This is a genomic window from Enterobacter sp. 04-C-12-SI-ECC, from assembly GCF_047530715.1.
GTDB lineage: Bacteria > Pseudomonadota > Gammaproteobacteria > Enterobacterales > Enterobacteriaceae > Enterobacter > Enterobacter bugandensis.
In genome coordinates, this window is record NZ_JBLKDI010000008.1 from 37,883 (window position 1) to 62,466 (window position 24,584).

The window sequence follows — 24,584 nt, forward strand, 5'->3', positions numbered from 1 at the left end:
CTGTTGGTTTCTGGTTCACAAATCCACTCTTGTGTAGGGCACTTGGCCTGTGGCCAGCAAATCAACGCAACGCCCTGCAAAGGCGTTTGGTATCGCAAGAGCAACAAAATTACGAGCACGGGTGAGGCCAACGTAGAGTACGCGCTTTGCCTCTGCATCTACTCGCGCTTGCCATGACTCGAAGAGTGCTTCAATCCTGTTTTCAGGGGCTCGATTCGGCGGGACTACGACGCATACTGCATCGTACTCACGACCTTTCACTTCATGTATGTTGCCACATGCGAAACTGAGAGCAGCGGGCACTTCAAGATGCTTTGACCATTGCGCATCAGGAGGCTGTTGGAAGAAACGACGTAAGCTTACGCCAGCAGGGAGTGGCAGATGCAGCTTCTCAATTTCCGCATGAACACAGGCTATCCAGGCAAGGCGCTCTTCATCGGAATCTCTACACGTTTTTGGAAGGTTAATGAGAAAACTTAGGGCGCATCTCCGATGGGCACGCCGGTCCAATCCAAGACGTTCGATGACTTTAACCAGATGCTCATTTCGTTGACGCACCCCCATTAAATCCAGCAATAATATTTCGACTGACTGGATTACATTCTCCTTCGTTCTTGGGGTTGCGGCAGGTGACCAGAACTCTGACACTTTACGAGCCAGCGACTCAATTCGCGAGTTCCCGGTTGAAATGCTGGAAGTGACGCCAGCTGCCTGCAACGCAACTTTGCCTGAGTGAGCCAAAATAATCGCCTTGGTTGACTCCAGCCCCAGTTCCCTAATCCTTCTAAGGAATGCCTGACCAATAATTGCCGTTGGGCCGCGGCCACCGTAGGTAAGAAGTAAAATTGGATAGTCAACACCTGCACTTTCACCAAGCGACCGATCAACCTGACCTTCTCGCCTTAGGGTGGCTGCTAACTGGCAAATTGCTGGACTACTACGAAAATTCCCCGTCAACCCCTTTTGCGCAGCAATAGGATATGTATCCTTAAATAGCTGTATTCCTTGAGGATTACCATTACGAAATTCGTAGATTGCTTGGTCAGGATCACAAACGAACGTAACATTTACCCCATGTGCTCTGAGCCATGTCAGTATTTGCAGATCGAGTGGATTGCAATCTTGACCTTCATCAACCATAACTTCTTGAAAACGTGCTGCTAATGCGCGAGCAAGTGACTCACCAATCACATTATCTCTAATCAACCGCAATGTTTGAGCACGAGCATCCCCTGCACTCATATAGCCAGCTTGTAACAAAGAACGTCGCCGATTTGCTGCTACTTGTTGATATCGATTCTGATGTTGACGTACATGATTTTGCAAACCTGCATGTCGAATCTTATCAGGATCAATAACGTTGGTTTCTGGATCAAACAAATCTAGACTTACCGGTTGACCTCGAAAGGCAAATTGACCTGATAAACGAATTTCTACACCAAGCGTATCCCAACTATCTAGGATAATTGGCCGTGTTTGACTCGATATCGCACAACTTGGCAGTACAACGAAATGCCTGACGAAAGCATCAAGTGTTCCCATGAAACTAGGATACTTTAAAAGAGTATCGAGCCCAGCAGCCAGGCATCGTTCGCGGAACTCGTCTACAGCGGAGTTTGTAAATGAAAGTATCGCTATGCCCTGACGAGAAGGCAACGTAGCGGCGATCCTCGCTAGCCGAGCAATGATAGTTCGCGTTTTTCCGGCTCCAGGACAAGCATTAACGAAGGCTCCGCCAACGTGAGAAGCAAAATTCTCTTGCTCTGGGGTTAGATTGTAGATGCCAGTCATATACATGAAGCTCCACGAATTGCATCAATAAGATAAGGCGGAACAACAAATGGTTCACCCGCCTCAATGCGCGAAGCCATGGCTTGCGCCAAATCGCCTTTGCGAGTTTTTTTCGTCTCAATTAATTTAAGAAATGCATTGGGACGATCTTGTTCTGGAATGCCCTCTATCTGCGCTTCCCAGTCTCTACGTGAATTACGATGCAAACGAAGAAACACGCTTTTCAGGAAACTTTCGTTTCCAGCGCCAAAAATTTCGTGCTCCAATGTGTGCTGATTGGTTAGAACGATCAAAGCATCTGGAGCTCCATGCGTTGCAGCCAGATTTTCCAGATCAACTTTCCTATTTCCCAACACGGTTGGGTCCGCATCAGTGATCACTATCAGCCTATCAGCAATACGTGCATCACCATATGGCCGTAGCAGTACCTCTACATATGGACGGAAGTCCACACCTTCAATCGGCACAATTACAGCCCCCTTGAACCTAAGCCACCCATCTAAATCATTAGCTAGCACAAGCTTTTGTGCTAACACGGGCAACAATAGTGCTTCCGCGATCCCTTCCACCAAGATAGCTCTGTTACCAAACAGCAAAGCGGAACGAGTCACGTCAAGATATCGGCTAATTTTATCTAATGTCTTTGGCTTTAGCCCTATTTCAGCAATGGGCACACTCACTGATTCTGAGATGGCTTTTCCATCTTGTTCACGATGCCTCGAACGCATTACCACTAGGTGACGTGGAGAAACCCATGCTGTCAGGTTGGGGGAATGGGTTGTCACAACAATTTGGATGCGGCCTTCAGGCTTTCCTGGCTCAATGATACGTGATGCTGATTGGCGTGCTTGATCCAAGAGGAACTCAAGCACAAGTACCTGTAATTGCGGATGCAAATGCGCTTCAGGTTCTTCAACAAGGAAAATCGTGAGGTCTGCCTCTTTGGCCTTATTCAGCTCTACAACCACAGTGGCCATGTAGAGTAAATTTGAGTACCCCAGACCAGAAGACCGAATATCTTCGGGTATCAAACCAGTATCGGCCATACGAAATCTCAAATCACGAGCTACATCGAGTAAGGTTTCGCTGCCAAAATCCAATGCCGCTATCTGCGGACGTACTCCATTAGTGAGTAGTCCGAGAGCAGCACTGATATCCGTATTGATTGTAGTTAAGATCTCAGGCCGATTATCCGCACGCCTGACACCAGTGAGGAAATCCTGCTCCCGCTCTTTTGGCAAGAAATTACGCAGCAATGCCATCACTCTAGTGCCGCTGCTAGTACCCAGCACCTGATGTGCGTCCCTTAAAGGAGGGAGATAAACGTGTCTGATCAACTCAGAAGAACCAAGCTCTGGTCCATTAGTGTCGAAACGTCCAGCCCACACGGTAGTCTTACCACGGGGAGCATGTTCAGAACGCGATTCATATCGATAGCCGAAGGTAGCCTCGCTCTTGGTAGGATCGGGAACTGCAGATATCAATAGACCTTTGAGGGTATCGCTTAGACCCTGGAAAGCCCCTTCGATTTGAAAACTTGGGACTGTCGAATAGCGTCGTACATCCTCATCCTCTGGATATCGTTCGCGGCGTCCACTCAACGGCAAAGTAAGCAATCTGATTGCGTCTACGACATTGGATTTTCCACCATTATTTTCACCAACCAATACAGTCAAATCTGGGCGGAGGCTAACGGTCACATCATCACAAGATCGAAACCGCGAAATTTTCAGCTTACCTAAATACATAAATATCCTTATATTACATAAACATATAAGTCATCATGATAAGACCACGTGGAGGGCTTCATCCAAAATACTTTAATATATTGATAGTCCTGCCCGACTCGAGGTTAACGGCCGTTAACTGTTTACTTTGCAGAGGATAAACAGAATTCGACGAATTTATTAGAATGAAGCGAAGCGATAATTACTGATTAACTACTCTACAATTACAATAATATCAACACCTTCCTTATGGCAATGTGCCAGAGGCATCATTTTTTCACTATTGCCCAAAAAAATGATTTAGATCCAATCTAATAGCTATCTCCGGCTCAAATTGAGATTCTTTATGAATCCTTTGAAATACATTTCATAACTCGGCTAACACACTTCCAATCCAAATAATTTCAGATAGATATTATCTTCATGAATCCCCCTGACGCCTTCTTGCCTCAGGGGTTTTGTTTTTCTACTGAGGTCGTATCGTGAAAAAATCAGAAGGTCTGCAGGCCATCGAAAAGCCACTGGCATCACTTCCCCACGCCATTGGCAAACATATTTTTGACCATATTCAAAAGCTCACTCACTACGAACCGGTCATCGGCATTATGGGAAAAACAGGCGCAGGGAAATCGTCGCTCTGCAATGCTCTGTTCCAAAGTGAGGTTACGCCCATCAGCGATATCAGTGCCTGTACCCGCGACGTGCTGCGATTCCGGCTGCGCAGTGTTCACCACAGCCTAATACTCGTAGATTTACCCGGTGTAGGTGAGAGTGAGCAACGGGATAAAGAATATGAATCTTTATATCGCCGAATCCTTCCTGGGCTGGATTTAATCGTGTGGGTAATCAAAGCCGATGATCGTGCTTTCTCCGTCGATGAACGCTTCTACAAGCGAGTGATGACTGACCACCAGCAGCGGACTCTTTTTATCGTTAACCAGGCTGACAAAATAGAGCCCAGCCATGAGTGGTATGTCACAGGCAATGCGCCATCACCGAACCAGTCGGTTAATATCGAGGCCAAGTTGGAGTCCATTCGCCAGCTATTTTCACCACACCATCCGGTGTGCGCTGTCTCAGCGAGAACAGAATGGAATCTGCCATCAACGGTAGAAACGATGATGCGTTGCTTGCCGGATCGTGCCACCAGCCCATTGGCGGCACAACTGCATGGGAGGTTATGCAGTGAACTGGTAAAAAAGCAGGCTCGTGAGGGCTTTGGTAATGCGGTCGGAGAAGTGTTTGATTCTGCGGAAGCGGCATCATTTGTACCCTCGCCACTAAAAGCGGTCATCCGTACTGTCCGTGAGGCGGTGGTGTCCGTTGCTCGAGCCGTTTGGGACTGGATTTTCTTCTGAGCTGGCCTACCTGCCATTATCCTCGGGACATATCCTGTCCGTTCTGGCGTTTTATAAGGCGCTGAATTTCGACTGTTTCCCCTTGACGCCCCGTCACAGTTGATTTTGGCAACTGTAAAAAATACGTCGTCTGGTGTCCATTCCCTGTCCCACACCCTCGCTAGAATATTCTTTTTATTTTCAGCTAATTATCACACTGGAGAACCTGCCTCATGGCTCAGGTTGAACGTCGTCATGATCGGCTTGCCGTCCGACTGTCGTTAATTATCAGCCGTCTGGTGGCTGGCGAAACACTGGATTTGCATGTGCTGGCAACTGAATTTGGTGTGTCGGTTCGAACCCTGCGCCGGGACTTTCGAGAACGGCTAATGTATCTGGACCTGGAGTATCGTAAAGGCCGATGCCGTTTGTTATCCGGTAGCCGACAGAGAGAGCTGGCGGTAATGACATTTGCTCGCCAGTCAGGCGTTGAAGCACTGTTTCCAGATATGGATAACCATCTGGTCAGTTCACTGTTGAGCGGACCAGGGGAGTCTCCTTGCCTTATCTGGCAGGGAGCAGCTCAGGCTTCATCACCAGACTCAGGCGTATTCACTCGGTTGGTGAGCGCGGTATCTGAACATCGAAAGGTGACGCTGCTCGGTAAAGGCTGCCGCTGTACAGGTCTCGCTCCCTATCGGCTAGTTCTGCGTGAAGGCGAGTGGTATCTGACGGGGGAGCATCAGGCACGGATTGCCGTCTTTCCTTTGACGGATATTCGAACAATCACGCTCCATAAGGATAGTTTTGCCCCGGATATCACGGTGCGCGACATCCTCTCACGCCCGGATTTTCTTCAGGCTTTACCCCTCTTTCGCTTTTTCAATTCATTGCTAGTCGCAACCAACGGCGGCCTTATACATCAAAAGGAATAATCATTATGAAACTGCTTACTACTACAGCGCTGGCTGCCAGCATTTTCCTGGGGGCTGTTTTCCCAACTGAAGCCGGAAATATTGTCGGAACTGTTAAAGCCTGGCAATACATGCAGGCTGAAGGCTGGAAATCTGCCGATGGCATGAATGACAACACACTGCACAACATGCTCTATCAGGCCAGTGTGATTGATAACTATCCGTGGACGAAACAGTTTCTGTTACGTGTCCGTGGTGGCGGTGCGCTTTTTCTTGCCGATAAAAAGACGCACACGATTCGCCAACTGAAAATGGAGCCTGTAGGTGAAACCTACAATGACATTGAAACGGTCTATCAGGGAGAAGACAAAGGTGAAGGATGCTATTTCGCTATTATCGACAATCAATCCTCAGCACGACAAAAAGCGATTGATGATCTTCTTAGCTACCCGCCAGTTGATGATATCGATGCTAAAGCAAAAAAGATCAGACAGCAGATGACCCCGAAAGTCGTTATGGTCATGCCGGATAATTGTGTGAACAAACAGCAGCAGGCTGCTCTGGCAGCTAAACGTTCGGAAGAAGATCAGAAGTTACAACAATGGGTAGCACAACAAAGTTTGACGGAGCTATGTCGTCGTACTGGCAACTGCTAAGGGCCTTCCAACAACAGCAAAGCGATCCCTTACCAAAATCAGGAGCATCATTTTTGAACCAATTTCTTAAAGCCCTACCTTTCATCGCTGGTTTGACGTGGTGCCATTTGCAACCCGCACAGGCCGACGAACAACGCTACATCAGTATCCATAACACCGATACAGTCTGGACTCCCGGCAATATTTGTGTTTATCAGTTTCGCCTCGATAACGGCGGAAGTGGGACAGGTTTCAGCCAACTGAATGTGTCACTGGATTTGAAAGACAAAGCTGGCAAAACGCTCGCGCAGGGCGTCATGGAAGTTGGTCCCTTTGGAAAAAGCGACGCAACACGTTCACAGGACGCTTTTCTGGAGCATGAATGTGTTGAAGGTGTCAGTACCGTTGAAATTTTGAAGGTAACTGAATTACATGCAGGTCATCAGACTGATCTGCCACTGTCCATATTCGATCCGCAGTATTACCAGCCATTGTCAGTATCAGTTGCCGTGAATTAATCGTCGCGGTTGGCTGAGACGGGCATCTGCCACACCTCAGCTACCACTCACTTAAAACATGCCAGGCCATGCCTCCTACGGGAAGCATGGCCTTTTTGTTTTCAAACTACTCATACGGAATCACCATGAATCAAACCACATCACCCGTCACCGCATCACCTGTACCCGACAGGCAGCGTCTTAACTTCTGGCCCAAGCACTTCGGCAAAATCCCCCAGTGGATGCTGCTGGAGCCCCGCGCCTTCGCTTGGATGGATCGCCTTTGTGAAGCCTACAACGGCGGATACTGGAATTATTACACGCTCAGCAACGGTGGTGCCTTCATCGCACCCGACAGTGAGGATAACCGGGCCATGTTCAACAAACTAAATGGCAACTGCGCGGAGATGAGCAGCGAAGCCGCTGGCATCGCAGTCTGCCTGCTGAACTGGAGCCACCACGCCTGCAGAACCGACAGTCCCGCCATGAGCGAACACTACTATCGCCTGCGCGAATTTGCGCTGAGCCATCCTGAAAGCAGCGTCATCATGCACATAATCGACTGATGCCGGAGGACGTTATGGAAACGACTGCATTATCTCTTCCTCTTTCATCACACCGCACCATAAAACGCGCCCTGACGCTGATCGAAAATCACCTGCGTGAACCGGGCGTGTCGTTTACCTCAGCATCACTCACCCGCGACTGGCTGCGGCTGAACCTCGCAGGGCTGGAGCGTGAAGTGTTCATGGTGGTGTTCCTGGACAATCAGAACCGGCTACTGGCATACGAAACACTGTTTCACGGCTCCATCGCCAGCACGGAAATTCATCCCCGCGAAGTGGTTAAAGCCGCACTGCGGCACAACGCCGCTGCGGTCATCTTTGCCCACAACCATCCGTCCGGGTATGCCGAGCCCAGTGACGCAGACCGACGCATCACTGAACGACTGAAAAAAGCGCTGGCGCTGGTTGAGGTGTGCGTGCTGGACCATCTGATTGTCGGCAGCAAAGAGATTGTCTCGTTCGCCGAACGCGGCTTGTCCTGAAGGAGGACATATGCATTCTCAACAATGGGGGCTTATGTGCAGTAAAACGCCGAGCTTCGATGCTAGGCTGGTGCAGGAAGGCAACCGACTGCACTTTCTGGCTGACCGGGCAGGATTTACCGGCGACTTCAGCGACGATGAAGCACTACGCCTTGACCAAGCTTTTCCGCTGATAATGAAACAGCTGGAGCAGATGCTTACAACCGGTGAGCTGAATCCTCGCCTTCAGCAACGTGTTACCCTAAATCACATTGGACTGACCTGCGAAGCCGACACGCTTGGCTCACACGGTTATGTTTACATCGCGATTTATCCCTCTTCGACTGTAACCGGCTGACCGGCCACCTCCCAAAACAGGACACACCCAATGCAAACTTTACCGTTATCCGAGCCACGGGCGGCTGAACCATGCCCGTCGCCCGTGCAGGTCTGGCAGCTGCTGCTCACACATCTGCTAGATAAACATTATGGCCTCACGCTCAACGATACGCCGTTTGGCGATGACAGCGTAATTCAGGCGCACATCAACGCCCGTATCTCTCTGTGTGATGCTGTCAATTTCATTGTGGAAAGGTATGAATTGGTGCGCACCGACCATAGCTGTTTCAGCCTCACCGAACGCTCTTCACTGATTGGTGCCATCGACATTCTGCGTGCCCGTCGTGCGACCGGACTGATAGTAAGCAGCGGCTACAGCACCATTACCCGCATCACAACGGGCCGGTATCAGGGAGGAGAAACACAGTGAAAATTCGCCTGAACCTTAACGCTGACAGCATCAATGTGCTGGCGCTGAACATGGGGAAAATCGCGGTCGATGTTGACGGTGTTGAGATCGTGGAGCTGATAGCTGCCGTTAATGCTCAAGGGCTTACGCTGCGTATCGCGGAGGAACCCGGCGAGGTGATTGTGGAAACCAGCTCTCACCTTCTCCTAAGTAGCCTTGTAAGATAAGGCCAAGCGGACCGATAAAATGAAAATTAGTTTTAGGCACCATCTTAGGCACCAAAGAATAATTGAATTGAAGAATTAGCATTTTAATTCAGGTGGTTAGCGGACTAATTCAGACTCCGCCAGCCCACCAAAATTCTCCATCGGTGATTACCAGAGTCATCCGATGAAGTCCTAAGAGCCCGCACGGTGCAAGCCCTGCGGGCTTTTTTGTGTCTGCATTTTATCCCGCGAAGTTCGTAAAATATCCGGCAATAATGGAACATTACGCCATCAAACATTGTTTCGCTCATGCTCAATGAGCCATTCTTTGCGTGAAATACCACCGCCGTAACCCGTCATCTTTCCATCTTTGCCAATTATCCTGTGACAAGGGATCACAATCGCAATCCGGTTTGCACCATTAGCTGCAGCGACGGCGCGCACAGCATTGGGCTTATTCATCGCTAGCGAAATGGCCTGATAGTGCGAAGTCTGTCCATAGGGAACTGCACGCAACTCATGCCAGACGGATTGTTGAAAATCACTGCCCGGGGCATCCACAGAGAGCTCAAACTGTCGGCGAGTTCCGGCAAAATACTCGCTGATTTCTTTTACTGTCTGCCGGGTATGGCTGTTTTCTCCGGTGACAATTCTGGCGTTAAATAAACGCTGGATATCGCGGAATTCTGTTTCTAACATCCGGCGATCGGTAAACTCCAGCAGACAGACTCCCCGCTCAGTCGCGCAGACAAACATAGGCCCAAGCGTAGTGGTAAACCGATGAATGACAATCACCTCGGTTGCCTGAGTCGGCGCTGCGCCAGTAAGCCGCTTGTAGATGTAACCAAACCCGCTCAGGGATTCATAGCCATTGTCCAGCGCAACGTCAGTAGCCGCTCGTCCGCTTTTTAGCTCCTGCAGGGCAACGTTCACCCGCTGCATTCGCTGGAAAGCCTGGAAAGTGATGCCGTGATGTTGCAGGAACCAGCGTCGTACCCGCTCCGGACTGATTCCGTGCTGGCGAAGCTGTGCGTCAGCCACACGGGATTTAATATCGCGCCTGACAAGCGCAAGCGCCTGTTCAACAAATAATGGCGCGCTGTGCGCATTTTCAGCGGGTCTGCAGACCTTACAGGGACGAAAACCGTCCGCCAGGGCAGATTTGGCATCTTTATAAAATTCAACATTTTCACGCCTGGGCTTTCGCGCCCGGCATACCGAAATGCAGAATACGCCAGTAGTTTTGACGCCAACAAAAAATACGCCGGTATATTCTGAATCTCGTTCGAGTAATGCCTGATACCAGATATCACACAAATTCTTATCGGTTATTTTCATCGCTAAAAAGTCCTGCAAATGACTGACGAGTTCGAATCGCATGCATTACATCACTCAGCGTTGACTGCATGGCTGAATGAACAAAATTGCCCATTGAAATGCGGTTTACCCCGGCCCGTTTCAGCCTGTCGAACGACGGAAGATCGGGCATACACATGACGTTCAGAGGCAGGCCCGTTGCCTCTGCAATGAGGCTGATGTCTTTCTCTGACGTCAGACAGGGAACAAAAAGGCCATCAGCACCTGCAGCTTTATAGCTCTGACCCCGTAATATCGTCTCCTGCAATGCGTCTTCATGTCCGAGCAGGTAAGTGTCAGTCCGAATGTTCAGAAACAGGCTACAGTTTTCGCTTCTCAGCGCATTGCATACTGTTCTCAGATTACGGGAAAAATCAGAGATATCGTCAAGCTGACGCTTACCATTAATGACTCTGCTGTCTTCAAGGTTAACGCCTGCTACGCCAGTCTGAGCAAGGCGCCTGAGATTAGCTACTATCTCTTCGGCTGAATCACCATATCCTGCTTCCATGTCAACGCTCAATGGCAGGCTGCTGACAGCCCGGATACGGGTGACCACATAAAATAACGCATCAAACGGCATTCCCTGCCCGTCTTCATATCCCAGCATGGACGCTATTGCTGCACTGGACGTTCCCAGTGCCTGATAGCCTGCTTCTTGCGCTGCGACAGCACTGGCGGCGTCCCAAACGTTAGCGATAAGCAGGGGCTGATCCTGGTTGTGGAGTTCTGCAAAATTCATATTCATTTCCTCTCGATAGATTGAAAATGAATCTAAGCATTCAGTATGAACGCCACAACCGAAATTCAGACGACCATTTTTTAGCAAGCGTAGTCTGGATTCGCAGACCAGTCAGATCTGTTGTAAACCAGCTGCGCTAACCTGCATTTTTTCATCCGCAACGTTAGTTCGCAGATGCCGTCGGTCTGATCGTAATTTCTGTTGTATCGACACTCTCAGGCGCCTCGATGATGTGGCGCACAGCGCGGGCGATATCAGCAGGTTTGAGGGCAATAGCACGGTACGCGTCCATCGCCGCCATAGTTTCCGGGTGCGTAATGGTCGAGGCCAGTTCGCTTTCCACTACCCCAGGGTTAACGCAGGTCACGCGGATGTTCGAACTTTCCTGACGTAAACCATCCGAAATCGCCCGTACGGCGAATTTGGTCGCACAGTAGACGGCAGCCGTGGGCACCACGGACAAGGCACCAATCGAGCCGATATTAATGATTTGTCCCGAGCCCTGGGCTTCCATAATCGGCAGAACGGCGCCTATCCCCCACAGCACGCCCTTGATATTCACGTCAATGGTGCGCTCCCACTCATCCTGCTTGCCTGCCGAAAGCGGAGAAAGAGGCATGATGCCTGCGTTGTTAATCAGCACGTCAATGCGGCCCCACTTTTCACGCGCTGCCTGTACGAAGTCAGCCATCGACTGGCGGCGAGTAACGTCTAAGACTGCGGCCTCTGCTTCCCCCCCTGCACTGCGGATTTCAGCAGCCAGGGCGTTGATGCGATCCAGCCTGCGAGCGCCCAGGAAAACGTTCGCGCCTGCCTTGCCTAACTCTCTGGCAATACCTTCTCCGATACCGCTTGATGCACCGGTAATTAAGATAACTTTGTTCATGTTTTGCTCCTTACGTTGAGTTCAACGTGATAATAGATACTCACCATTGTTTCTTGTATCCTGCATTTACTGGACTCACTGGTTAGCAATGTTAAACAATGAAAATCGATCTCAATCTGTTACCTGTTTTTCTGGCGGTCGCCGAGGAGCGCAGCTTTAGCGCTGCCGCCGCGCGGCTGGGCATAACCCGCTCCGCTGTCAGTCAGGGGATTAGGCGTCTTGAAGATGGTTTTCAAACCCTGCTGGTGATGCGCACCACGCGCTCGGTAAGCCTCACTGAAGCAGGGGAACGGCTGCGTAAATCGTTGCAGGCCCCTATCGCCAATATTGAAGCAGCATTTGAAGACGTCGCGTCGGACAGCACACCGCGCGGCCAGCTCAGAATCGCGGTCACCTCAATCGCGGAAGCGTTTCTCTCTGGCCCGCTGCTCGCTTCGTTTGCGGCTGCGCATCCTGCGGTATCGCTTGATATCTTCGTGTCGGACGAGGAGTTCGATATCGTGGCGGCGGGCTATGACGCCGGGGTAAGGCTGGGTGAAGTTATTGAAAAAGACATGATCGCCGTTCCCCTTACGGGCCAGCAGCGTGAGAGGGTGGTGGCTTCACCGTCCTATCTGGCGACTCACGGCGTACCTGAGCACCCCCGCGAGCTGGTGGCTCACCGGTGTATCGGCTGGCGCCCAGCCCCGGACGTTGCCCCCTATCGCTGGGAATTTGAGGAGGCGGGCGTTCCTTTCGATGTGGCGATTGAACCGCAGATCACCACAAACGATCTGCGCCTTATGCTCAGCCTGGCACTGGCCGGCGGCGGCATAACCTTAGCCACGGAGGATACATTCACTCCGTATATTGAAACGGGGCAACTTGTTGCCCTGCTGGATGCGTTTCTTCCGTCTTTTCCAGGCTTTTATCTCTATTTCCCCCAGCGTCACAATATGGCGCCCAAGCTAAGAGCCCTGATCGAGCACGTCCGCCAGTGGCGACAGCCAGCGGCAACGCAAAGCGTTCAACGCTAACAAGGCGCAGTAACTTTCATGCAGATTTTCCTTACCCTGCCGCTGCCCTTTGATAAACATCAACGACACCGCCCTCCTCCCATGGAAAAGTAAAAACGGACACAATTCACTCAGGGGATATGTCGTGCCGGGGATGGCTTAACGATGTATCCCGTACGCTGGACAAGACATCACACAAGGATGGAGCCTTAAAATGTACAGACCCATGGTCGTTATTTTCTTTATTCTGCTGACCCTTGCAGCCCTCATAGAAATAGGTTTTTTATCCTTCGGGTGATCCTCAAGCAAGGAGGCGCTTACCTGGGTACTTTGATCTCATTACAGTTTTTTCCTAAAGCCACCCCGCTTCGTCTGTGCCATGCTGAATCACGCTCATAACCGATAACGTTAAATGAGGATATTATGAAAAAAACAATTATCGCATTATCTGCCGTTCTGCTGGCTTCCCCAGTATTTGCTGCGACCACACATGCAACTGACGATACCGTCGCTGCGGCGAACGCAAACGCCAACGAAGCGAAGCAAAAACTGCACGAAGAGCAGAACAAAGGCGAAGAGCTGAAGCTGAAACAGCAGCATGCTGCGGAAGGTAAGAGCGAAAGCTTTGGCAGCAAAGTCAGCGAAGATTCCCAGAAAGCCTGGCATAAAACCAAAGAAGGCACCGAGAAGGGGTGGGATGCCACTAAAGAAGGCGCAGAGAAAGGCTGGAACAAAACCAAAGAAGGTGCCAGCGAGCTGGAAAAGAAAGTTACTGAATAACCGACACACTCACCTCAGGGCCGCGTTAGCGGCCTTTTTTATTGCTTCAAATAAAAGCGATACGTCGTGTATATCTGCCCCTTTTTGTTCGCCGCCTTATGACGACAGAGGGTATTTATGCAAATGTCCGGATGCCCATCCCTGTGGTCATTTTTTTCGACCTCAGTATCAGGCTAATGAATGACCGTATTGAAAATACAGCAGGTTATTATATTTCCGCTCGCAGTAGCATAATTCAAACACCACATAAGAATATATTTTAAATCTCTATTAATATAATATATCCTACATCAAAAATGTTACCATAACTTAAATCATGATTAAGCACCTTTAAATAATATCATTTTTAATTGCATTTAAAAACGTCACTACCAATTATTAAACTACATCTAAAACATAAATAAAAAAGCATACCGCAATCAGAAAAAATCCAACAAAAACAATCTAATAATAAAATAAATACATAAACCCCATCAATAAATTAATGGCCTCTTTACGACCTACCTCTTTATTTACGAAAGCTTAATTTGCACATTCACCGTTTTCTGGCTATATCATTTTTATATCCTCAAAACCAAATCCTCTATTAATTACAGGGTTTTATAAGGCACAAAATACGCATAGCAAACATTCTGTCTCGTAAGTAATTACATTCGCTCTGATGTTGCCACTCTGAATCCTGGCGGGCATCGTTCGCTCTAAAAAAGACGGTGAGTGCTGTTTAAAAAACAGTAACTCCGCCGGGGGCGCCCTTTACCTTCTCCAGAGATGGCTCGTCTTGCTCGTCGTTCACGATAACTCTGCTGGAGTAATACCTAAATGAGCCAAATCTCTGTTATATCAAAACTCACTGGCGTCGAAACGACTACGGAAGGCACACAGGTTACGTTGAGCCATTCCTCTATCGTTGAGCTTCATTTAGAGCGAGCCGATGTCTCCCACTTCGCGCGAAGTGGTAACGATCTGGTGGTGACACTGCACTCAGGGGAAGTGATCACCCTTAAAAATTTCTATGTCACCGACGCGCAGGGCGTGAGCCAGCTGGTGCTCCAGGAGAGTGACGGTGCGTTATGGTGGATTGAAGATCCCACCGGGGCCGCCACGTACGAATCCATCGCGTCCACGGACGCCTTGCTGGCTGCATCCGGGAGTGATGCAGGTGGTGCCGCCATCTGGCCGTGGGCGCTGGGCGGCATTGTCGCGGCTGGCGCCATCGCGGCGGTGGCAAGCTCCAGCGGCGGCGGCGGGGATGACGATGATGGGAATAACAACAATCCTAACCCCAGTACGCCAGTCGATCCCACCAACCCGGATACAACACCGCCGAATGCCCCCTCCAGCCTTCAGTTCTCGTCGGACGGTAAAAGCGTCACCGGTACCGCCGAGCCCGGCAGTACCATCACGCTGAAAGACGCGAACGGCAACGTCCTTGGCACCGGAAAAACCGGCAGTGACGGCAACTTTACCGTGTCTCTCGGCACTCCGCTGACCAACGGCGAACAGGTGACCGCCACCGCGACGGATGCGGCCGGGAATACCAGCCAGGGCACAACGATTACGGCGCCGGATCTCACCGCACCCGATGCCCCAACGATCGGCAGCGTGACGGACGATATTGATCCTCAAACGGGGTCGGTCACCAACGGCGGCAGCACCAACGATCCACGCCCGCAGCTCAGCGGCACCGCGGAGGCGGGCTCCACCGTAACCATCTATGATGGCGGAGTCGCCATTGGCACGGCGCTCGTCGCCAGCAACGGCACCTGGACATTTACTCCGTCAACCGATTTGACTGAAAGCACCCACCAGATTACCGTGCGGGCAACCGACGCCGCCGGCAACCTCGGACCGGCCTCAACGGTATTTACCCTCACCGTGGATCTTACCCCGCCGACCGCGCCGACCGCGATTGTGCTGACCGACGACACGGGTGCGATCAGAGGGACCATAACCGCAGGCACGCCTACCGATGCGTCAAAGCCGATCCTGGCGGGAACGGGCGAGCCCGGTGGCACAATCACTATCTACGATAACGGCGTCGCGGTTGGAACCACAACGGTGCTGCCGAACGGCACCTGGAGCGTCACGCCAGACGGCCCGCTCGCGGACGGAACGCACACGATAACCGTCGTTGAAACCGATGCAGCCGGAAACCAGAGTGCGGCCTCAGAGCCAATCATCTTCACCGTGGACACCACGCCGCCGCTGGCCCCCGGCGACCTCGTCGTATCGAATGATGGCGGCACCATCACCGGCACCGCGGAGCCTGGCAGCACGGTAACCATCCGTGAAGGCGACGCTATCCTTGGCACCCCTGTGGCCGACAGCGAGGGCAACTTTAGCCTGACGCTGACCCCGCCTAAGCTCAACGGCGAAATCCTGACCGCAGACGCCACCGACGCTGCGGGCAACACGGGGCCAGCAACCTCCGCAGCAGCGCCGGATATCACCCCACCGCAGGCCCCGGTTATCGTGTCGGTGATTGACGACGTGCTGAACACAACCGGTCCCGTGGACCAGAATGGGCTGACCAACGACCGGGCGCCGACCCTGAACGGCACGGGCGAACCCGGTTCGACCATCACGATTTTCAACGGCAGCGATATCATCGGCACGGTGGCCGTCCCCTCATCCGGCCTGTGGAACTTTACGCCGCCCTCACCGCTGGCCGATGGTACGTACGTGCTGACGGCGACGGCAACGGATGCCGCCGGCAACCCGAGCGGGCAATCGAACGCGTGGACCATTATCGTCGACGGGACGGCACCGGCCGCCCCGGTGATTACGCAGGTCGTTGACGATGTGCCTGAACGAACCGGCTCGCTCGACCTCAATGAGACCACTAATGATTCAACCCCGACGCTCAGCGGTACCGCCGCGGCCAACGCCACGGTCACCATCCGCGTGGATGGGGTTGATATTGGAACCACCGTCGCCGATGGCCTCGGCGCGTGGAGCTTCACTCCGGACACCCCGATCGCTGAGGGTCAACATACCCTGACCGCCGTCGCAACTGACGCGGCGGGAAACATTAGCGACGTTTCCAACAGCTGGGGCATCATCATTGACAGCGTTGCCCCGGATGCGCCGGTCATTACCCAGGTGGTGGATGACGTGCCAGAGCGCCTCGGCGCGCTCAACTCTGGCGACAGCACCAATGACACCACGCCGACGCTCAACGGCACCGCGGAGCCGGGCTCAACCGTCACCATCCGCCAGGACGGCGTCGATCTCACGACAATTGTGATCGACAGCAGCGGCACGTGGACCTATACCCCAACTACACCGCTTGTTAACGGCACCTATACCTTTACCGCCGTCACCACCGATGGAGCGGGTAATACCAGCCAGCCGTCAGGCGGCTTTACCCTGACCGTCGATACCACGCCGCCAGCGGCGGCCACCATCGCCACCGTAACCGATGACGTCGGCGGCGTTAACGGGCCGCTTACCAGCGGCGACACCACCGACGACACCACGCCGACCCTGAGCGGCACCGCCCCGGCAGATGCGGTGATTACCGTCTATGACGGTACCACCCTGCTCGGCACCGCGACCCTCGACGGCAGCGGCGGCTGGAGCTTTACCCCCGTTATCCCGCTCACCGACGGCCCGCATACGCTGACGGTGCATGCCACGGATGCCGCGGGCAATACCACCATCTCAACGCCGTTTGAGCTGACGGTAGATACCGTTCCGCCAGCAACGCCGGATATCCCGGCAATCACCGTCAATCCTGACGGCACAGAAACGCCGCTGAACCCGGGAGAAACCACCCGCGACACCACGCCGACCCTGAGCGGCACCGGCAATCCGGGCGATACCGTGACCATCTACAACGGTGGGGTCAAGCTTGATGATGTGCTCGTGGACGGCACCGGCAACTGGACCTGGACGCCAGCTACCCCGCTGCCTAACGGCACCTATGACATTACCCTGACCGTTACCAATATGGACGGCACGGGCAACGAAAGCGCCCCGTCCCAGCCGGTCACCATCACCATTGATACCGATGCGCCAACAGCACCAGCAGCACCGGTGATCACCGACAGCGTCAGCCAGATAACCGGCCCCGTTCCCGATGGCGGAACCACCAACGATCCGCGCCCGGTCCTGAGCGGCACCGGTACGGCGAATGACGTTATCAACATCACTGATACCGTTAACGGCACACCGACCATCGTGGGCACCGTGACGGTAGACAGCAACGGCAACTGGAGCTGGCGTCCTGACAGTAATATTGGGGAAGGCAGCCACGTCTATACCGCGACCGCCACCGATGAAGCGGGCAACGTCTCTGACCCGTCGCCAGCGATTACGATTACCGTGGATACCGTAGCACCGGATGTCCCGGTGTTTGACGCCGTCGGGGGCCAGCCGAATGGGGGCTTAATCACCGATGCGACGCCAACCGTCGGAGGTACCGGCACGACTGGCGACACGGTCATCGTTTACAACAACGGCGTTGAGGTAGGACGTGTCGATGTCGTTAACGGAGAATGGAGCTTTGTCCTGCCACCACAGCAGGACGGCCTGCTGAACATCACCGTTGCGGGAGTCGATGCCGCAGGTAACGTCAGCGCGCCGAGCCCGGTCGTTTCCGTCACGCTTGATACCCTTGCGCCGGAAATCCCCGTCATTAGCGCCGTTGCTGACAGCCAGCTCTCCAACAACCAGCTGTATACGCAGGACGGCACGCCAACCCTTACCGGGACCGGTGAGCCGGGAACTACCGTGATCGTTTCCGTAAACGGCACGCCATCTGCCGTGACGGTAACGGTGCAGCCGGATGGCACCTGGAGCTGGACTGCCGACGCGACGCTGCCGGATGCTACATATACCTTCACCGTCTCTTCCAGCGATCCGGCGGGTAACCTCTCTGGCAGTTCAGCACCGCTGAGCGTGACGGTCGATACCGTCGCCCCGGCCGATCCGGGCAACATGCTCCTGGCTGATGAAGGGACACCGCTGACCGGTACCGGCGAAGAGGGAAGCACCATTACCGTGAAAGACAGCGGTGGCACGGTCATTGGTACCGGCGTTGTCGGCAGCGACGGCAGCTTCTCCATTGCGCTGAGCCCGGCGCAGCTGGATCCAACCACGCTGACCGTGACCGCCACGGACGCCGCAGGAAATGCCAGCGCTGACGTGCCTTTTATCGTCACCGACTCGCCGCTTGAGCTGCCGCAGGTTCCCGTTATTACGGCCATCGTCGATGACGTGGACCCGGTAACCGGCGATGTGAAAGGCAAAACCACCAACGACACCACGCCAACGCTTACCGGTACGGCCGAAGCGGGCTGCGTGATTACTATCTATCAGGACGGTAGCACGACGCCATTAACAACGGTGACCGCCGACGGCAGCGGCAACTGGAGCTATACGCCGGCCGCGCTTGGCGAGGGGCTGCACACCTTTGAGGTGACCGCGACCCTCAACGGTGCCACCAGCGGCCGCTCTCCGGCGGCCAGCGTAACCGTCGATCTGACCGCGCCGGGCACGCCAACTATTGGCTCGGTCATTGATGACGTGGGTCCTGTCACCGGTCCGCTGACCAGCGGCCAGACCACCAACGACAGCCAGCCAACCCTCACCGGCACTGGCGCGGTGGGTGATACCATCTCCATCTACAACAACGGCGTGCTGCTGGACAGCGTGGTGGTTGGTAATACCGGCACCTGGAGCTACACCACGCCCGCCCTGCCAGAAGGCAGTAACGTTCTGACCATCCGCGAGACCGATCCGGCGGGAAATCAGAGCGGTCCTTCGGCGGACTTCACCATCGTGGTGGATTCAATTTCCACCACGCCGGTCATCACCAGCGTAACGGATAATGTGGGCAATACCGCCACCCCGGTAGCCAGCGGCAGCGAAACGAACGACGCCACGCCAACCCTTTCGGGGACAGCGGACGCAAACAGCATCGTGACCATTTTCGATGGCGCTACCCAGATTGCCGTGGTTACGGCTGATGGCACCGGCGCGTGGAGCTTTACGCCAGAGACCGCGCTTGTCGAAGGGCCACACGCGTTCACGGTTCAGGCAACCGATCCGCAGGGTAACCTGAGCCTGGTCTCAGCCCCGTGGAGCGTGGTGGTTGACCTCACGGCGCCGACAGTTCCAACGCTGGATACGGTAAGTGATAACGTCCCTGGCGGCGTCACGGGCAATCTCATCAGCGGGCAGGCGACCAACGACAACACCCCAACGATTAGCGGCACCGGACAGACAGGCAGCACCATCTACATCATGAATAACGGTACGCAGTTGGGTACGACGACCGTCGACGGAAACGGTAACTGGTCCTTCACCCCGACCACGCCGCTGGACGACGGCAGCTACTCCCTGCGCGCGTACGCAACGGATGCCGCGGGCAACGCCTCGGCGAACTCGTCGGTCTTCGCCTTCACCGTCGATACCGCAGGCCCCGGCGTGCCGGTGGTGACCAGCGTGATTGACGATGTCGCACCGATCACGGGGACGCTCACGTCGGGTAACAGCACTAACGACGCGCGTCCGACCTTCAACGGTACGGGCGACGTGGGTTCTACGGTGCACGTGATTGTTGATGGCAACGAAATTGGCACCGCCGTGGTCAATGCCCAGGGCAGCTGGACCTTCACGCCGGGTATCGATCTGATCGACGGACCGCATGCCATTACCTTCAACGCCACCGACGCGGCGGGCAACGTGGGTACTGCAACGGCACCGTTTAACCTGACGGTGGATACGGGCGTGCCGTCTGCGCCGGTCATTTCAGCCGCGGCAGATAACGTGGGCAGTATTCAAACCCCGCTCACTTCCGGGCAAAGCACCGACGACACTACGCCAACGCTGAGCGGCACCGCAACGGCCAACGCCACGGTCACCATCTATGAAAACGGGCAGCCTGTCGGCACCGCGCTGGCAGACGGTACCGGAGCATGGAGCTTTACGCCGTCCACGCCGCTGGCGGCTGGCAGCCACACCTGGACCGCCACGGTCACCGATGCCGCAGGGAACATCAGCCCCGCCTCGCCAGGCTTTACGCTGGTTGTCGATAGCACGGCACCCACCGCACCGGTTATCAGCCAGGCGATTGACGATGTGGGGAGCATTACCGGGCCAATCACGTCCGGGCAGACGACCGACGACACCGTACCGCGGCTGGTCGGAACCAGCGAACCGTTTGCCACCGTGAATATCTATGAGGGAACCACGCTGGTCGGGACGGGCACCGCAGACGGCAGCGGCAGCTGGAGTATCTTACTCAATACCACGCTGACAGAGGGGGCGCACAGTTTCACCGCGCAGGCTACGGATGCCGCAGGCAACACCAGCGCGTCGTCCGCAAGCTTCAGTCTGACGATTGACACCGCGCCGCCAGCGCTGCCGGTGCTCACCAGCATTCTGGATGACGTTGGCAATGCGGCAACGCCAGTCGCGAACGGAGGAATAACCAACGACGCGCAGCCAACCCTCAGCGGTACGGCGGAAGCGGGTTCTACGGTGAAAATTTTCGATAACGGCGTGCAGATTGGCAGCGTGGTCGCCACCGGCGGGGCGTGGAGCTATACGCCTTCTCCGGCGCTGGGCAACGGCCCGCACACGTTGACCTTTACCGCCACCGATGCGACGGGCAATGCCAGCGCGCCAACCGCCGGGTACACGATTAACGTCGATACCCTTGCTCCGGCAGCGCCGGTCATCAGCTCGGTAATTGATGATGTCGGCAGCGTCATCGGACCGGTAACCGGCACCAACCCGACCAACGACACGCGTCCGGCGCTTAGCGGGACCGCCGAAGCGAATGCAACGGTACGGATCTACGATGGCATCACGCTGGTGGGCACCGTCACCGCCGACGGCAATGGCAACTGGACGCTGCCGGAAACCACCACGCTGACGCAGGGCACCCACAACTTCACCGCCACGGCCACCGATGCCGCAGGCAACACCAGCCCGGCATCGGCCGTGACGACGATTATCGTCGATCTGACCGCGCCAACGGCACCAACCGGAACCTTCAACGCCGACGGTAGCGTATTAACCGGCAATGCTGAAGCAGGCAGTACCGTCACCATCCGTCTCGCGGACGGCTCAACGGTCACGACCACAGCGGGCAGCAACGGCACGTACAGCTACACCTTCGTTAACAAACAGACTGAAGGCCAGACGCTGCAAATCACCGCCACCGACGCGGCGGGCAATATCTCACAGCCCGGCTCGGCGCTCGCGCCGGTGGTGCCGCTCTCCGCCAGCAATAATGTCGAAGAGCTGGATCTCAGCACCACGGCCACCGTCACCAACAGCCAGTACAGCGACTACGGCTTCCTGCTGGTCGGCGCCGTGGGCAACGTCCTGACGCTGCTCGGTAATGACACCGCTCAGGTCAACTTCACCGTGGGCAGCGGCGGCAGCGCGGATATCGTCGTGAACGCCAACGCCACGGGGGCCGTGCTCTCTCTGCTCAACACCCTTGAGCTGGTGGTTCAACGCTTTGACACCGTTAACAACACCTGGACTACCGTAGTCGATACCGGACAGCCGCAGTTTGCTGACCTGCTGACCCTCGGCGCAACCGGCGTATCGCTGAACCTGACCGGGCTGGCAGACGGCAACTACCGCGTGCTGAGCTATAACACCAACCTGCTGGCAACCGGCTCCTACACCAGCCTCGACGTGGCGGTGAAAGAGACCGGGCCGGGCACCGTTACGGGCGACACCAGCCTCGGCGGTAACGTGATCACCGACGTTGACCCAACCGCAGGCAGCGACAACGCTCCGGCAGGGGCAACGGTCACGGCCGTCACTAACGCCCAGGGTGTCACCACCAGCGTCACTGCCGACGGCACGGTGATCCAGGGTCAGTACGGTACGCTGACCATTAACCGCGACGGCAGTTACACCTACGATCTGACCAACACCAGCGCATCGGTGATTGGCCGGACGGAGAGCTTCAGCTACACCATCACGCATAACGGCGTCAGCGCGTCGGCGAATCTGGTGCTGTCGCTGGGCACCGGTACCGCCACCAGCGGTATTGTCGCGGTTGACGACACGAACTCGCTGACCTTCGATACCACCGTCAACGCGATTAACAACGGTACGTCGTCCCAGGGCGGCTTTACCCTGGTAGGAATCAATCTCGGCAACACGCTGGGGCTGAACCTGCTGGACGATATGACCAATCCCATCATCTATAACGTGGAGGAAGGCACTACCCGCACCATGACCATCCAGGCCTCCGTGGGCGGCGTGGCGCTGGCGTCGGTGTTTGATCTGTACGTCTATAAGTTCAACAATGCGACCCAGACCTTCGAGCAGATGCGCGTTGAACCAGGCTGGCTGCGCGCGCCGCTGTTGGGCGGCACCTCGCCTCAGCTGACGCTGCAACTGCCGGCCGGTGAGTACCTGTTCCTGCTGAATACGGCTGCAGGGATCACCGCCCTGACGGCCTACACGCTGAACGTGCTGCAGGATCATGTCTACAGCGTGGCGAGCGTCAGCGCGAGCACTACCGGGGACGTTCTGTCGGATGATATTGCGCCAGTCGGCACGCTGGTGACGGAAGTTAACGGCGTAGCGGTGAACAGCAGCGGTCTGACGAACATTACCGGCGAGTACGGTACGCTGAGCATCAACGCTGCCGGGGAGTACACCTACACCCTGAATAGCGGCGTCGGCGTTGACCACATCAGCACCCCGGATACCTTCGTCTACACCATTACCGCGCCGGACGGCACGAAAGACACGGCTTCGCTCAACATCACCCCAACCGCGCAGCCGATGGATGCGGTGAATGATGTCAGCACCGCGATGGACGTGACGTCGGTACACCACACCGCCGCGTACTCGGATACAACCGTCGGGTCGGCGAGCTGGAACGCCGCGCTGCTCGCTTCAACCCAAGGCTCCGGCTCCGGCACCTTCGTGGTGGATGCCAATACCGCGCTGCACAACGTGGTGCTGTCGTTTAACGTCGCCTCGTTGCTGACGCTTACAGGGTTGACGGTTGACTGGACGCTGACCAACGGCGCCACCACCGTCAGAACCGGCTCGTTCAACGGCGGGCTGCTGCTGGGCGGCACGGCAACGGTCAACCTGACGGGTCTCGACCTGGAGGCGGGGACCTACACCCTGAGCTATACCGGCAGAATGGGGCCGCTGGGAGTAGGAAATATCACCATCACCCCAAGCGTCACCGGCACAAGCTACTCGCTATCGCAATTCGACGCCACGGGCACCCACACCGTTGACGGCAACATTTTCGACGGCACCGGTTCCGCAGGGACGATGGACCAGCTGCACTCGGTGGATACCCGCGTGAGCATTACCGGCTACGACGGCGTTACCACTACGCTGGATCCCTACACCGGCAGCACGCAGTCGAGCATCACGGGTCACTACGGCACGCTGGCGATTGCCGCAGACGGCAGTTACACCTATACGCTCAACCCGGGGATATCGCTCTCTACCATTACCACGAAGGAGGTCTTTAACTACACCCTGACCGATGCCAACGGCACCACCGACACCGCGTCGCTGACCATCAACATGGCGCCGAAATTTATCAGTTCGGAGCATAACGATGTGATTAGCGGTACGGCCTACGGCGACACGCTGATTTATCAGGTGCTGAACAGCACGGCGGGCAACGCGACGGGGGGCAACATCACCAGCGCCGGCGGCGACCACTGGACGAACTTCTCCCTGGCGCAGGGAGACAAGATCGACATTGGCGATCTGCTGGTGGGCTGGGACGGTAATACCGCCTCGCTGGGGAATTATATCAATGTCACGCAAAGCGGTAGCAACACTGTGATCTCCATCGACCGTGACGGCGCAGGGAGCACCTACACTAATACTGCACTCGTTACGCTTGATAACGTGCAGACCACGTACGACGAGCTTGTGAACCAGCAACACATCATTACCTGATAGCACCTGCAGGACATGACCCG

17 protein-coding genes are annotated in these 24,584 nt (G+C 55.0%); 12 read left to right on the plus strand and 5 right to left on the minus strand.

The annotated features are described in order from the left end of the window. Positions 1-15: 15 nt before the first annotated feature. Together ACMWL8_RS12800 and ACMWL8_RS12805 are read right to left on the minus strand one after the other, a co-directional pair. Positions 16-1,791, minus strand: a complete 1,776-nt coding sequence (locus tag ACMWL8_RS12800) for an ATP-dependent helicase (protein ID WP_010847067.1) — start codon at positions 1,789-1,791, stop codon at positions 16-18. Further along, positions 1,788-3,539 (minus strand): ATP-dependent nuclease, encoded by a 1,752-nt coding sequence (locus tag ACMWL8_RS12805; RefSeq protein ID WP_241276748.1) that lies wholly within the window; start codon positions 3,537-3,539, stop codon positions 1,788-1,790. The genes ACMWL8_RS12800 and ACMWL8_RS12805 overlap by 4 nt, the downstream gene beginning before the upstream one ends. A gap of 461 nt (positions 3,540-4,000) precedes the next feature. Here ACMWL8_RS12805 and ACMWL8_RS12810 point away from each other — a divergent pair, with 461 nt between their 5' ends. The 9 genes from ACMWL8_RS12810 to ACMWL8_RS12850 all read left to right on the plus strand — a co-directional run bounded on the left by ACMWL8_RS12810 (position 4,001) and on the right by ACMWL8_RS12850 (position 8,903). Continuing rightward, entirely contained in the window at positions 4,001-4,876 is an 876-nt protein-coding gene (locus tag ACMWL8_RS12810; RefSeq protein WP_241276749.1) for a GTPase family protein, read from the plus strand. Positions 4,877-5,088: 212 nt separating this feature from the next. After that, a complete protein-coding gene (locus ACMWL8_RS12815) occupies positions 5,089-5,790 on the plus strand; it encodes a WYL domain-containing protein (RefSeq protein ID WP_241276750.1) in 702 nt (233 codons plus the stop codon). A 5-nt stretch (positions 5,791-5,795) separates the two neighbouring features. Continuing rightward, entirely contained in the window at positions 5,796-6,425 is a 630-nt protein-coding gene (locus tag ACMWL8_RS12820; protein WP_241276751.1) for a hypothetical protein, read from the plus strand. Beyond that, positions 6,401-6,922, plus strand: a complete 522-nt coding sequence (locus ACMWL8_RS12825; RefSeq protein ID WP_375151381.1) for an IrmA family protein — start codon at positions 6,401-6,403, stop codon at positions 6,920-6,922. The genes ACMWL8_RS12820 and ACMWL8_RS12825 overlap by 25 nt, the downstream gene beginning before the upstream one ends. Positions 6,923-7,047: 125 nt before the next feature. Beyond that, complete coding sequence (locus ACMWL8_RS12830; protein WP_241276752.1) at positions 7,048-7,467, plus strand: antirestriction protein; 420 nt, start codon at positions 7,048-7,050, stop codon at positions 7,465-7,467. A gap of 14 nt (positions 7,468-7,481) precedes the next feature. Continuing rightward, positions 7,482-7,949, plus strand: a complete 468-nt coding sequence (gene radC / locus ACMWL8_RS12835) for a RadC family protein (protein ID WP_241276753.1) — start codon at positions 7,482-7,484, stop codon at positions 7,947-7,949. Positions 7,950-7,959: 10 nt separating this feature from the next. Continuing rightward, a complete protein-coding gene (locus ACMWL8_RS12840; protein ID WP_241276754.1) occupies positions 7,960-8,286 on the plus strand; it encodes a type IV toxin-antitoxin system YeeU family antitoxin in 327 nt (108 codons plus the stop codon). Between the two features lie 30 nt (positions 8,287-8,316). Next, entirely contained in the window at positions 8,317-8,697 is a 381-nt protein-coding gene (locus ACMWL8_RS12845) for a TA system toxin CbtA family protein (protein WP_241276755.1), read from the plus strand. Next, positions 8,694-8,903, plus strand: a complete 210-nt coding sequence (locus tag ACMWL8_RS12850) for a DUF5983 family protein (protein WP_241276756.1) — start codon at positions 8,694-8,696, stop codon at positions 8,901-8,903. The genes ACMWL8_RS12845 and ACMWL8_RS12850 overlap by 4 nt, the downstream gene beginning before the upstream one ends. A gap of 270 nt (positions 8,904-9,173) precedes the next feature. On the opposite strand, the gene ACMWL8_RS12855 is transcribed toward ACMWL8_RS12850, so the two are convergent. The 3 genes from ACMWL8_RS12855 to ACMWL8_RS12865 form a co-directional block, all read right to left on the minus strand. Then, entirely contained in the window at positions 9,174-10,220 is a 1,047-nt protein-coding gene (locus ACMWL8_RS12855; protein ID WP_028014141.1) for a bifunctional transcriptional activator/DNA repair enzyme AdaA, read from the minus strand. Next, entirely contained in the window at positions 10,204-10,980 is a 777-nt protein-coding gene (locus tag ACMWL8_RS12860) for an isocitrate lyase/PEP mutase family protein (protein ID WP_045260874.1), read from the minus strand. Before ACMWL8_RS12860 ends, ACMWL8_RS12855 begins: the two co-directional genes overlap by 17 nt. Before the next feature lie 163 nt (positions 10,981-11,143). Further along, complete coding sequence (locus tag ACMWL8_RS12865) at positions 11,144-11,866, minus strand: SDR family oxidoreductase (RefSeq protein WP_028014143.1); 723 nt, start codon at positions 11,864-11,866, stop codon at positions 11,144-11,146. Positions 11,867-11,964: 98 nt separating this feature from the next. On the opposite strand from ACMWL8_RS12865, the gene ACMWL8_RS12870 reads away from it, so the two are divergent. The 3 genes from ACMWL8_RS12870 to ACMWL8_RS12880 all read left to right on the plus strand — a co-directional run bounded on the left by ACMWL8_RS12870 (position 11,965) and on the right by ACMWL8_RS12880 (position 24,561). Beyond that, complete coding sequence (locus tag ACMWL8_RS12870; RefSeq protein WP_045260875.1) at positions 11,965-12,882, plus strand: LysR family transcriptional regulator; 918 nt, start codon at positions 11,965-11,967, stop codon at positions 12,880-12,882. Between the two features lie 402 nt (positions 12,883-13,284). Further along, on the plus strand, positions 13,285-13,641 hold the full coding sequence (locus tag ACMWL8_RS12875; RefSeq protein ID WP_028014145.1) for a hypothetical protein: 357 nt from the start codon (positions 13,285-13,287) through the stop codon (positions 13,639-13,641). An 819-nt stretch (positions 13,642-14,460) separates the two neighbouring features. Further along, positions 14,461-24,561: a BapA/Bap/LapF family large adhesin gene (locus ACMWL8_RS12880; protein WP_045260876.1), complete on the plus strand. Its 10,101-nt coding sequence runs from the start codon at positions 14,461-14,463 to the stop codon at positions 24,559-24,561. Positions 24,562-24,584 lie beyond the last annotated feature (23 nt).